Origin of the sequence: Oscillatoria sp. HE19RPO (assembly GCF_024220515.1) — a bacterium.
Classification (GTDB): Bacteria; Cyanobacteriota; Cyanobacteriia; order Cyanobacteriales; family Laspinemataceae; genus Laspinema.
In genome coordinates, this window is sequence record NZ_JAMXOT010000093.1 from 1 (window position 1) to 12,212 (window position 12,212).

The window sequence follows — 12,212 nt, forward strand, 5'->3', positions numbered from 1 at the left end:
GGGAGCATCTCAATTTTGCAAAGAGACCTAAGCGCCGGTGCCCCCTTCCCTAAGAGGTCAGGGGGAGCAAGACTTGTAAATTCCCCTTTTAGGCAAAATTGAGATGCTCCCGTTTTCAACCGGGTCATCTGAATCTGGACGGGCGATTCTCGAATCGCCCCTACATATACGATGGTTGTTTCAAATTGGGGTGATTCTTGTTATTATCACCACCTTATCAGCATCAATTGAAATCATTTCTTGGACCAATAACCGGGTACCAAACCTTACCCAATATGTAGCCGCGATTCGCTTTCTCGCCAGTCCATACATTATAGACTCTTCAAATCGGCATAATTCGGTTATCATAACCACCCAAATCTCAGCATCACATGGACTAGCTTGAGCAGACAATGTTACTCACCGGCAGCTTGTAAGATATTCCCATAAAGCCGATCGCCAATCCGAAAAGAGGCGATCGCAATCAAGTCGTCCATCACAGGTTGAACCGATGGAATCAGTCCCCTACCTTTAGCAACCAACAGAACTCCCAACACCCCCGTAATTTTCAGTCCCAATTGCGTTGCCACCATTCTTCCGCGATAATCATCGAGGAGAAGTCCGTTAGCTTGTAACTCCATCGCCAAAATAATTGCCTCCGCCTCCCCCAGGTGAATTTCTGATGTCAGTTCCGTAACGCGACTGGGGTTAGTAATGGGTTGAACCTGAATCCAAGACAAAGTTTGAACTTCAACCTTACCCGGCACCGTATCATCCCCCCGAGTCATTTCATGATAAACAGCTTGGGGAATGATAATGGTGCCGTAGAGTTGTCGTAACAAATCAATCTGTCCGACTGCCGCCAGATTGGTAATCGGTGAGGTATTGCTAACGACGGTCATAATTGGCCCAATTCTCGTAAATTTTTCAAATCTTGTTGAAAATCTTCTACATCATAATTCACGCAAATTCCCCGCTTTGATAGTTCTCGTTGAAAGTCCAGAATATTCAGTCCAGCTAAGTGTCGCGCTTTTCCGCCGCTGAGTCTCCTTTGCTGGTAAAGGTAAATTGCAATTTCCAGTTTGAGTTCAGCTTCAGACATCTTAGCCGCCGTCAGGATATCATCGGGAATAATTACACTCATTCAAGCATCCTCCTTGAGTTGTATTTGAATTGTAGCACCGTGGAACTGGGGTGGGTTGAGGAGCCATTATAGTGGGGGGAATTTTGCAAGTTTTAGAACCGTTACCCATCCGGTAGCAAAAAAAGCTTGATTATCCAACTTTTTCTATTGCTTTCCGAACTTTCTCAACTTGTTTTGGGGCTTCAATTTCTTCAAAACGTTTGATAGCCTTGTCAAAGTTTTCTTCACTCTTTTCAGTTTCACCCATCTCTTGATAGGTTAATCCTTGTTGATAATATGCCTCCGCCAGGTCACATTTTGCGCAAATGTAATCGAGGATTTCAATGGATGCTTCATGATGAGACAGTGCAAGTGTAAAATTTCTGTGTTTGCGTTCCAGTTCTCCTAGCCCAGTTAAAGCTATAGCTTCCACTTGCCTGTAATTGCTCTTGTCAGCATAATTTATAGCTTTTTCATACATTTCTCGGGATTGTTTTAATTCTCCTAAATTACTATAAGTTAATCCTAGGTATAAAAAAGAATATCCATGACTCCAAGAACTCCATTTATTGACTTCAATGTCATGAGCGGCTTTTTCTGCAAATTGAACAGCTTTCTCAGCATATTAGACTGATTTATATTCCTTATTTAAGAAGGAATATGAGAAAGATAGACACCAACAAGCTATAGCAGTGTGCTGGTAATTATCACCCCCTCTACCTGCTGAAATATTATAAGTTTTTTCAAAATACTCAATAGCTTTTGGAAAATCTCCTAAATCAATATAAGCAAGACCTATATTAACAAAAGATGCTACAAATGTATATTCTGCCCCTTCGTAAACTTTTCTATCATTCTTGAGTTCAGAAATTTCTAATATTTTCTCTGCAAAATTTTTAGACTTTAAATGATACTTAATTACACGATGGGGATAACCCGTTAAATGTGTGGAATAACCCAAGCATAAATTTAATAACGCTAGGCAATAATTATTATTAATGTTTTCTATAATGCTTTTGTATATATAATTATCAAATTCAATAAACCAACGCGCCAAAATGAAGCTACTAAGGTCTCTGTAGATTTTAATTTTTCCCATGAATTTATATATCTTCTAGTAATAAAAACCTGACCCGCACTTTCAAAATCTTCAATCTCTACATAATGATGATAAGCTTCAAAAGCTGTTAATGCTTGTCGTACTGTTTCAACTGTATCAACGCTCTCAGTCCAGAATTCAGCCGCTTCTCGATTGGCTCTTTCCCAATCTTTGCCCGATCGCAGCCGTGCGATTGCCTCGGCGCGAATCACCGGATGTAGCCAGTATTCTCCCTTTTCGCACTCAATCAAAGCGCGATCGCGTAAGGCTCGAACGATTCGACCTGGGTTTTCTGAAACATCCCATAGCAAACATAACAGCGCCTCAAGGGGAACTCTGGGTACATCCTGATAGCGAAAGCATCCCATCCGGCAGAGAAGTCGATAAGCTTGGGGATTCTGCCCTTCCAGGCGTTTGAACTGACGGGTGACTAAATCTTCTAATTCCCCTTGGACTAATAAGTCCTCATCGTTGACTCGCCAATAGGCTGCCATATCCCCGCCATAGTCCTCTTGGATCGCACCCCAGAGGATTTTCATTGCTTCGGCATTGCCTCCGTAGGCATCGCGTATCTGTTCTAAAACCAGCGGATTAATCTCCATCCTGCGGCTGGTAAAATACTCTTCCCATGCCTGTTTATCTAACCCTTTGAGACGCAAAGACTCGATACTCACCGCTGATTCGCACAATCGTTCGCGGCTGGTAATCAGCGTTACCGATTGCACTGTAGGGTCCGTCAACACCAGCAACAGTTCCACATAGCGCCGATGGGGTTCGATAAATAGACAATTATCTAGGGCGGGTTCCAAGTTATCAATAAAAATCCCAATCCGATGGCGTTTCAAGTATTCCTTCAACCGACGCAAGCTCACGCCAAATTCTCGTCCCGATTCTTGCTGCAAGTCGTTTGTGAACCAATATTCAACCACGCTCTCCACTGGGGTAATACCCTGCGTCTCCTTCCCCATATCCAGTTCCAATACAAGCTCAAAGTCACGCGCCTTGAAAAATTCCCGCGCTAACGTAGTTTTCCCCACCCCGCCACCAGCCCAAATCAGGACCGCTTTTGCACCATTTCTAAGATGTTCATCCAGTTCTGCCATAGCAGGTCCCCGGCCCAGAAACTCCCGGTTAAATGTCTCTGCTTCTTCCACACAATCCAGTTCGTCCGCTTCTGTTGGCAACTCTTCGGAGGGATTCACAACTGTGGGGGTGCTGTTTCCCAGGAGTTCGGGTTTGTATCGGAGAACAAAGGCAATGAATTCACCTCTAGAACGGCGTGTAGGTCCTTCCTGCCGTTCTATTCCCATATCGTCCTTAATCTTCTCAATCTTTTTTCTGAGGCTATTTTGCGAGAGGCCACACTCCTGAGCGATTTGTGGAGCAGTTTTACCCGATACGATTAGCGCCACCATCTTTTTCTCGTCATCTGTGAGTCTGGCGAAATTTTTGTCAAACTCGGCTTGGCTCATAGTTTTCCCCCGGTTGTGTTGGCTCTACACAATTGTGTACTCCGATTATCCCCAAAACTGTCATAAAAAACACCACAACTGTGGTGGCAGTCTTGTAGAGGAAGGCTTGAAAATGAAAGTGCCCCAACCAAAATCGGGGCAGCGACCAAAAAAATAAACTAGATCCATTATGACCCATAAGCACGAAACCGCACAAGTGCGGGAAAAACTCGCTCGACTTGGATTGTCTTGGCCTAAACCCCTGTACCATGTACTTCAAGAATTTCTCACCTGGTTAACCGGAAAACCATACTGGGGACAGCAACCGCTACTCCACCAGACACCCTGGACCCACTTAGCCACCGCCTGCTTATCTCTGTTCGGAGGCGCTGGGGTTGCTTGGGCGATCGCCAGCTCATCCCCCCTATATTGGGTGTTTCTGCCAATCCCCTGGCTATTTGTCGTTGGCGCGGCGAGAAAGCTCCAGACCAACATTTCGCATCAGTCCGTGCACTTTAATTTTTCTCGAAATAAAATAGCCGATCGCATTCTCTGCGAAATCATCTCAACCCTGCTTTTAACCCAAGACTTTGAAGCTTACCGGCGTAATCACATCAAGGATCACCACGGCAAGAACTTCGCTACCACGGAGGACCCAGATGCGGTTTTTTTACTTGAACTCGGATTCTCTCCCGGCATGAGGGATGACGACGCCTAACGTGCTAGTCGGACGACAATGGCGATCGCTCGTTTTGTGAGATTTTTAATTAGCGATCGCCCCAAAAATGGGGATCCCCCCCTGCCCCCCTTGGAAAGGGGGGAGTGAAGAGATCCCTATCAGAGTTCTTGAAAAATCGTATCAGACTACAACGGCGATCGCTTTTTTTGTGAGATTTTCACCTTGCGATCGCCCCCAAAATACGCATCAAAACCCTTGTTTTTTATCACCATTGCAATCATGAATACCAAATTCTACTGGCGAAAATTACGCACAACGGCGATTTCTCCTTACTTTCATGGCTTATTTCTCCGAAATCGGTTTCTGAGTAACTTTGTTACTTCGCCGCTGTATAGGAGGGCGATGGCTATCATTTGGGTATCCGTGGTAGTCGTAGTCGTCACCCTTACTCACACTTGGTTTGCTTTCCTTGTGGCTTGGGTCTTTCCGCTCACTATTTTGTATCAAATTTCCGCCCTCCTGCAATTTACGTCAGAACACCGCTGGCTGGTGGTTCCGGGGATTGGCAAACCTGCGATCGCCCGCAAAAGTTTAGGGCGCTTCATGGGAGAAACTCCCCCAGATGCACCCTTCTCTGAACAGCCTCGGGAGTGGCTGCTGTGGCTACTGCGAATGCTCGGATATCATCTCCCCGCGCGAATTGCAGTGATTTCAGGGGAATTACCCGAACATGACTGGCATCACCGCCACCCCAATCACAAAGATTGGGCCAATGGTGTATATCACCGGCAACGGGATATAGAAGCCGGTTGCCCTAATTGGCCGGAAGAATACACCGAAGTTTGGGGTTTATTTAACGCCGTTGACTGTGTATTTAAAGGGCTGAGTCAAATGCCCCCAGCAGCAGAAGAACCCAAAGCAATTGACCTGAATGCGATCGGCCCTGCGAACCGCATTTAAACCCCAATTTATCACCTTCCTGGGAGCATGGATTCAATCCTCTCCCAGGGTTCTCAACCCCCTATTCATAGATTTGGAGAGATGCAGTGACTCATTTATTTTCACCCCCCAAAGTAGAGATATTCTCCCACCCCGTAACTGGAATGGTCGAAGAGGCGATCGCCCCCAATTTTCCCGGAAGAATTTACTGCATGGCCTCCTATTGGCCTGCTAAATTCTATCACCCTCATTGCACTAATTCCCTTGTTCCGGGTCAACCCTGCAAAGTTGTAGGCATCGAAGGCATTACCCTCCTCGTAGTGCCTTTATAAACCAGTAAACAACTAGATTTTTTTGAGAATTCTCTTAAGCCCCCCTTAGAAAGGGGGGTTGGGGGGATCAATCCGAAATTTTGCAACAAGTCTAATAATCACCCAAACAAATCCAGGAGAAAATTCATGTACGCTGATAACCAGTCTAAATTTATTGCCGTCCTCAATCCCAAAATCGAAACCTCTAAATTGATGAATGCCTTAGCTCATATCACCGCCGGAATTATCGCCAAATGTCAGCAAATAGACGAGTTGCAATTTTTGAACTACGAGTTTGCCGCAAATTGGGCTTCACCTGCTGCGATCGGGCTTTATCCGTTCATTATTTTATCCGCCAAAAACAACAATCAACTCAAAACCTTGCATCAAGCAGCCAATGAAGCGAATATCCTCCATAATGCTTTTACCGATAGTATGCTGGGCGCATCTGCTGCCGAGCAAATGCAAAACACCAAAAATGCTAATCCCGATGACTTAACCTATTTCGGCATTGTACTTTTTGGCACCGCTGACGAACTCACACCTTTAACTCGCAAATTTTCCCTGTTTAAAGGGTAGATTGTAAATAAAGACACGGCACTGCCGTGTCCTTATTTACAATCTATACTCGTCATTTTTATGTCAATCAAGCAAAGAAAAATGTAGAGATTTGAAGGGCCGATCGCGTCTCAATTGGTACAATTTAATACAATTCATTCCTGGGAGTCCTGACTTAATTTCTCATGCTGCCAATTCGGCCAATAAATCCGCCACTGAACCTCGGTGAACGGTTCCCGCTTCATATTCTTGTTGCGATCGCCCGACTTCTTGTAACAGTTCATCTCGTCGCCGTTGCCGGAGTCGCTGTTGGATAATCTCCGCCAATATCCCTTTGTCATCGATTGAAAGGGCCTCTACAACTTCAAGTGCTTTTTTAAATTTGGATGTTTCTTCTATATTTTTCATCAAGGGGTGCAAATGAACAAAATATCATTTTATGGTAACTCCAAAACCCTAGTTTTGTCAACCGATGAAGGTATAAAACCCTAAGTAGTAATTCCCAGAAATTGGCAACTTCAGTCACCCCGAGAGTAGCAGAACTAGGGGAACTCATACCAAATCCGGAGTGCAAAAGTCGTTTTTACTCTTCAGCCCGCGCAGGCGGGCTTTGTCCTGTGAGCCTCCAGGCTTAAGCCTGCGGGTTTTTACAGACCTTTGACAACCGGATTCCCTACCAGGAGGCGATCGCAACCCAAAGCTCAATAATTTTCCCATTCATCAAGGTAGATGTACGCCGTGGTAAGGTGCGTCAGAGCCTCTGATTATGGATCGCCTTGACGCACCCTAAACCAGATTTTAACCGGAGAAATCATGAGTTGCACCAGTAGCCGGTTTAAGATACAATTACACGACGCTCATTTCTACCAACTCATTCGCCATATCAAAATTGGCGGTGACATTTTGGACATCATCCAAATCATCCAAAGCATCCATCATTTTCAGCAACGATCGCGCTTGGTCTGGGTCCGTTACTTCTACATTATTATTAGCAATCCACCGCAATTCTGCATTGATAATCTCATATCCCCGCTCTTTTAAGGTTTGGTTGAGGGTTTCTAAATTAGTCGCTTCCGTAAACACTTCATAGCCCGATGTATCTTCATCCAATTCCGTCGGTTCATAAAACTCGGCACCCCCTTCTACCGATGCCTCCAACAGTTCATCTTCCTCTATCTCCCCTTGCAGGGTCACCACGCCTTTGAGTTCAAACATCCAACTCACGCATCCAGTCTCACCTAAATTGCCGCCATTCTTACTAAAAGCGGCCCTCAAATCCGCAGCAGTGCGATTGCGGTTATCCGTCAACGCTTCCACAATCACCGCGACGCCACCGGGACCATATCCCTCATAGCGGATTGCTTCGTAGTTATTGCTGGCATCATCCCAGGTTCCGGCACCCTTGGCGATCGCCCGTTGGATGTTCTCATTGGGAATCCCTGCCGCTTTTGCCTTATCCACGGCGGTGCGTAACTGAAAGTTGCCATCCGGATCTGGAACGCCACTGCGCGCCGCAACGATAATCTCCCGCGAGATTTTCGTGAAGGTTTTGCCTTTCACTGCGTCCACTCTAGCTTTTTGCCGTTTAATATTAGCCCATTTACTATGTCCAGCCATACCGTTAATTTCTGCTTGATGTACTCTACAGCTTTAGCATAAAATTATAAAGACATGGCGGGAAGAGTGGGTGCATGAGGAGGGTGGAGAAGCTTACAAGAGTAGTTTTTTACTTCCGGTACCCTCCCCTGTGTCTTGGGGAGGGTACCGGAGGTACAGTTACGGGAGGGCGATCGCCACCCGGTTGGGTCCTCAGAGTGGGTAGGGGCAACTAGCTTTGTCAAGGTGTATTTATAGTAGGGGCGCAAGCATTGCGCCCCTACAAGAAACAACGATTTTTCGTCATTAAATGTATCATCTCCTGCGGCTCCATATGGCTTAGTGGGTTTTATGCGAATATAGCGGTTCGGTGGACTCATGCCCTCACCCCCACTCCAGCCTCTCTCCCAATGTAGGGCCGCAGTCGGTTTGAGGTGAGGGCTGTACCGTATATAGCAGTCCTAACTCAGTTGTATCAGGGACCCATAGTTAAAACTGTTGTAGTGCGAGCATCTTGCTCGCTAGTTTTGTTACAAATCATTTAGAATTGCTATATTTATGAGAAACGCTATATAGCGAACCTAAATCATTCTGGCATAAAGATAGCGAGCAAGATGCTCGCACTACAAGACCATAAGGCATCGTGTAAAAATAAGTTGTGCAAATTTTATCTGGAATCCTCTGTGGATAATGCTTCTAGGTAAAAAATGGTTAAGTTATTCTTACATGACTCTTAAGGCTTAGATCCATTGTCAAACTGATTTAGACTGGCTATATTGCCTTGCCTCTAGAAATTCACAAAGAGAAAATCTAGAGAATCGAGTTCTCATTTGGACTCATCTAAACCAGAAGGTAATTCAGGGGTAAAGGTATCCAATGGAGTCAATCTAGCTTCATCTATTTTATCTTTAATTCTATCTTTTGTTTCTACATAAAGTTTGATACAATAACCCGGTAGTTCAGATAACTGTTGTTTGACGTGGCAGCACCGTTTTTTTGTATCACTACCTGCTAGAGAGTGGTTTTGAGCGATCAAGCTATTTTCTTCCGAACCATAGAGAACCCAAGTGAGATTGCATTGCTGATTTAGTTTTTTCCAATCCTGATGAATCTTATCAGTAAGTTCAACAAAATAATTATCCTGGCGTCGTTCTAAAATTGCCCCAATTGGAAATCCAATAAGCTTTATACTTTTCACAGAATAAGATTTTTTTGAAACTTTCACTAAAGTGTGAATACCATCAGAAAGTCGGTGTAAGTTTTTAGACCAATCTGATTCTTCTGAATCATAAATGTTATAGGCTTGGCTCTGTCCTGTATTAATTTTATTGCTAATTTTACTTAATTGGCAATTCAGGGCAATAACTGCTTGGCAAATATTGTCATAAGATTGCTCTAATTCTGTGAGTAATTGACGATACTGATCAAGCATTAATAAGTAATCGGGATATTGTTGAGCCGCTTCAGCGATTTGTTGTAACACCGGATAATTGCAGCGACCTGTTTTTTGCACCTCTTGGATAAATAAACATAAGAGGATTCCATGATACGGTTTTAATTCTGAAAAATTATTTTGTTGGTCGCGTGCAACTCTATCCATGTAAGAACACCAAACTTCATGTAACCAGATTCTAATAGTGCGTTCGACTCTAGTATTACGAGACATTTTTGTACTATATTTTATGGCATAAGTAAGAGTCATTAACAAAGCTCCTAAACTGGTAATAACTGACAAAGCTAGAAAAAATAGCGAAAATCCCAATTTCTCTAATTCCCAATTACTAAACTTTTGCCAAAAATTGTTAACTGCCAATTCGACAGCGATTGTGCCGGATTTAAGGCGACCTTCTTCTGTAAAGCTTTGGCTATATCGCTCCTTTAATTCTTCTTTTAAATAACCTAAATTTCCGAGTTTTTGCCTATTGTTTTTAGCTGCTTCCAATTCATTCCGTTGTTCGTTAACCACTTCTCCAAGTAAACTAGAACGCGGACAAGTTGGAATATTATCTTGGGGAGTATTACTCCAATCTTTATCTTCTTCCCCATATTTACCTTTAGTATCTAAATATAAAGAATTTCTGGTCGGATCCCAATAAGGCATGGTTTTTAAAATTTCAGTATCTCTGTCACATTTTTTCTTGTATTCCTCATATAATGTATTACGTTCTGCTAAATTTGCTGCTAGTTGAGCAAAATAGCTGTCAATAATTTCGCCAGCTTTTATCTGGCTTAATTCATCTTGATTGTTAATCAATTCTGCTCCGACGCCAGCTACAATAGATTGGAGAGTGCTAATCAGCAAAAATGCCATAACTCCTGCCCAAGACCACCACCATTTTCCTTTATTTCCACCCGCTGCTGCGGTTCCGGTGTTGTTTGTCCAAGTTAAAAGCAAAAAATCGAGTATGATGGTAGAAGTCAGGGCAACAAGAGTGCCCCAGTTGTTAAAAGCATAGTACAGGATCGGCCAATTCGTCATCGCATTAATCCAGGTAGCCCCAGACACCACTGTTGCCGTTATTTTGGAATCTTTTTGTAGTTCATCAGAAACAAAAACATCCCCATGTAAGTCTTCGGCTTGAGCCAAAAAATGAGAAGAAAACCACCCCGTGATTTTTTGAACATCATCTACTTCCAAGTTTTTAATCCATTGGTTAATAAGATTAGTGATTTTTTTCCCAAAAATATTAACAATTGTTTGAGGTTTCTGTTCTTCTTGCCGATCATGGTAAATTTTTTCTGCTTGGATGACTAAATCGCTATTAGCATCATTTTCAAGCCATTTAATTAAATCAAGGTCTTGATTATCTGCAAAAATGCGAGAGGAGAGTTTGTGATGTTGAGATTCAGGGTACTTTGTCATTTTATACTAAGTTCTTAAAGTTTGTTTGCAAAAAAGTGATAAACTATTGATACATATAAAATATTACTAAACAGATGGTAAAAATTTGCAAACTAGAAATTGCTAAATTTGAAGAGAGATTTAAAAAACTGGTAGGGTTATTTTGCTCAATTTTAAACCAATCTTGTTCTAAATTCAAAACACCATAATCATCCTCACCTTGCAACGCCTGAATCTGAGACTCGCTCAACTCAAACCCTTGCACTAAATTAGAAAAATATTCCCCTTCATCCCCTGGGGTATCCTCATCATTAATCTGCCAATCCACATAATGGCCGATTTCTTCCAACAACACGCTGTTAATGGCGGAAAGATTATCCGCATACTGACTCAGAAAGTCTTCGGAGAAGTAAATCGTATTATTTTCCCCCGCATAAGCAGCATTTGCGCCACGGAGTTGGGTTCCGGTGAGGATTTCGATTTGCGGAAGTGATGCAAAGTCTCCGGCAATCCACTGCTGCCGTAATCCTTCTAATTTATCGGCATGGAAGGTTTCGCCAAATGCGGTTTGGATTTTGAGGAGAAATTCTTCACGGTTGGCGAAGTCGCTTAAAGTGTTGTAGGCGTTTTTCAGGGACTCTTCTACTAAGGCGGCGTGAGTGGAGTTGGCAAGGTTGGTATTCAACATGGTTCTATCCTCGTTTTTGTTTGATGGTGTGGGCTGTTTTTTCGCTGTGAGGCACGGGTTTGGGTTGGATTCGGGGCCTGGGTGGGGATGATTGGGGGCGGTTTTACGGTGTGGGTTAGGGTTGGGGGCGCATCTGGTTTGTCTTCGATAGACTCCGGTGAAATGACTCTATTTATTTACTGGGGAAGCGGGATGAGTTTTATGCAGGGATAAATGGTGGTGGGAGAAAATTTGAGGGGGTGATGCTTCTGAAACCCTCTCTTGTGGCAGGTTAGGGGAATTTTGCCGGGAAGTGGCAATGGCCGATCGCCAAGGCATGAGACTCATAAAATAAACGCACTCCTTGCTACAAACAGCATCACGGTTGGGGTCTGGGGGGCGATCGGGACCGGAGTGGATTTCCAAGTCCCTCTTTTTAAGGGGGATTTAGGGGGATCCTTCTGATTGGGGTCAGAGTGCGATCGCCTTCTATTTGTCCCTCTATAGCTATCTCTGATGGATTTTGCTTTTTTTACGGGAAAAGTCGGATATTGTTACAAAACTTTACGTTAGGGGGTCTCGGTCGAGTTTCAAGGGGTGAAGCGGGTGAAACGGACCAATTGCTGGATAAGGCGATCGCGCTTCCGGTGAAGTGAGAGAAACGAGGCGATCGCTCAAGAAGAACCCCACCCTAACCCGGACCTTGGCAAGGGGAGGGGACCGGAGGGAGGTGCAGTTAATTAAAAGGCAAGAGGTGGCGATCGCTCAAGAAGAACCCCACCCTAACCCGGACCTTGCCAAGGGGAGGGGACCGCAGGTGTAGTTGATAATAAGGGAACTCCAAAAAATAAAACCTTCAAAAAACCCGCAGGCTCAAGCCTGGGGCTACACGGACAAAGCGGTGCCTGCGCGGGCTAAAAGAGCCTTGTTAGGTGCGATCGCATCAAAGCAAGGATGATTTATTTGTT

General features: G+C 44.0%; 14 protein-coding genes and 1 pseudogene. 4 read left to right on the forward strand and 11 right to left on the reverse strand.

The genetic code is table 11. The features are described 5' to 3' along the window. Window positions 1–395 precede the first annotated feature (395 nt). The 5 genes and pseudogenes from NG833_RS09165 to NG833_RS09185 form a co-directional block, all read right to left on the reverse strand. Window positions 396–881, reverse strand: a complete 486-nt coding sequence (locus NG833_RS09165) for a DUF3368 domain-containing protein (RefSeq protein ID WP_254564986.1) — start codon at window positions 879–881, stop codon at window positions 396–398. Continuing rightward, window positions 878–1,123, reverse strand: coding sequence for a UPF0175 family protein (locus NG833_RS09170; protein WP_254564987.1), 246 nt, complete (start codon window positions 1,121–1,123; stop codon window positions 878–880). Before NG833_RS09170 ends, NG833_RS09165 begins: the two co-directional genes overlap by 4 nt. 130 nt (window positions 1,124–1,253) lie before the next feature. After that, window positions 1,254–1,712 (reverse strand): annotated as a pseudogene (locus NG833_RS09175) (tetratricopeptide repeat protein); the annotation flags it as partial. 15 nt (window positions 1,713–1,727) lie between these two features. Then, complete coding sequence (locus NG833_RS09180) at window positions 1,728–2,201, reverse strand: tetratricopeptide repeat protein (RefSeq protein WP_254564988.1); 474 nt, start codon at window positions 2,199–2,201, stop codon at window positions 1,728–1,730. Continuing rightward, window positions 2,108–3,673 carry a hypothetical protein gene (locus tag NG833_RS09185; protein ID WP_254564989.1) on the reverse strand — a complete coding sequence of 522 codons (1,566 nt, stop codon included), beginning with the start codon at window positions 3,671–3,673 and terminating at the stop codon, window positions 2,108–2,110. Before NG833_RS09185 ends, NG833_RS09180 begins: the two co-directional genes overlap by 94 nt. 169 nt (window positions 3,674–3,842) lie before the next feature. Here NG833_RS09185 and NG833_RS09190 point away from each other — a divergent pair, with 169 nt between their 5' ends. The 4 genes from NG833_RS09190 to NG833_RS09205 all read left to right on the forward strand — a co-directional run bounded on the left by NG833_RS09190 (window position 3,843) and on the right by NG833_RS09205 (window position 6,160). Beyond that, on the forward strand, window positions 3,843–4,370 hold the full coding sequence (locus tag NG833_RS09190; protein ID WP_254564990.1) for a hypothetical protein: 528 nt from the start codon (window positions 3,843–3,845) through the stop codon (window positions 4,368–4,370). A 240-nt stretch (window positions 4,371–4,610) separates the two neighbouring features. Next, entirely contained in the window at window positions 4,611–5,291 is a 681-nt protein-coding gene (locus NG833_RS09195; protein ID WP_254564991.1) for a hypothetical protein, read from the forward strand. Window positions 5,292–5,377: 86 nt separating this feature from the next. Then, on the forward strand, window positions 5,378–5,602 hold the full coding sequence (locus NG833_RS09200; protein WP_254564992.1) for an NfeD family protein: 225 nt from the start codon (window positions 5,378–5,380) through the stop codon (window positions 5,600–5,602). Window positions 5,603–5,728: 126 nt separating this feature from the next. After that, window positions 5,729–6,160 (forward strand): DUF2000 domain-containing protein, encoded by a 432-nt coding sequence (locus NG833_RS09205; RefSeq protein ID WP_254564993.1) that lies wholly within the window; start codon window positions 5,729–5,731, stop codon window positions 6,158–6,160. 162 nt (window positions 6,161–6,322) lie between these two features. Here the strand turns inward: NG833_RS09205 and NG833_RS09210 are convergent, their stop codons facing one another. The 6 genes from NG833_RS09210 to NG833_RS30375 form a co-directional block, all read right to left on the reverse strand. Beyond that, a complete protein-coding gene (locus NG833_RS09210; RefSeq protein WP_254564994.1) occupies window positions 6,323–6,547 on the reverse strand; it encodes a hypothetical protein in 225 nt (74 codons plus the stop codon). A 438-nt stretch (window positions 6,548–6,985) separates the two neighbouring features. After that, window positions 6,986–7,756, reverse strand: coding sequence for a YebC/PmpR family DNA-binding transcriptional regulator (locus tag NG833_RS09215; RefSeq protein ID WP_254564995.1), 771 nt, complete (start codon window positions 7,754–7,756; stop codon window positions 6,986–6,988). A gap of 805 nt (window positions 7,757–8,561) precedes the next feature. Further along, complete coding sequence (locus NG833_RS09220; protein WP_254564996.1) at window positions 8,562–10,598, reverse strand: hypothetical protein; 2,037 nt, start codon at window positions 10,596–10,598, stop codon at window positions 8,562–8,564. 43 nt (window positions 10,599–10,641) lie between these two features. After that, on the reverse strand, window positions 10,642–11,265 hold the full coding sequence (locus NG833_RS09225; protein WP_254564997.1) for a hypothetical protein: 624 nt from the start codon (window positions 11,263–11,265) through the stop codon (window positions 10,642–10,644). A 168-nt stretch (window positions 11,266–11,433) separates the two neighbouring features. Next, complete coding sequence (locus NG833_RS09230; RefSeq protein WP_254564998.1) at window positions 11,434–11,592, reverse strand: hypothetical protein; 159 nt, start codon at window positions 11,590–11,592, stop codon at window positions 11,434–11,436. Between the two features lie 216 nt (window positions 11,593–11,808). Continuing rightward, on the reverse strand, window positions 11,809–11,934 hold the full coding sequence (locus NG833_RS30375; RefSeq protein ID WP_256555886.1) for a hypothetical protein: 126 nt from the start codon (window positions 11,932–11,934) through the stop codon (window positions 11,809–11,811). Window positions 11,935–12,212: the final 278 nt, after the last annotated feature.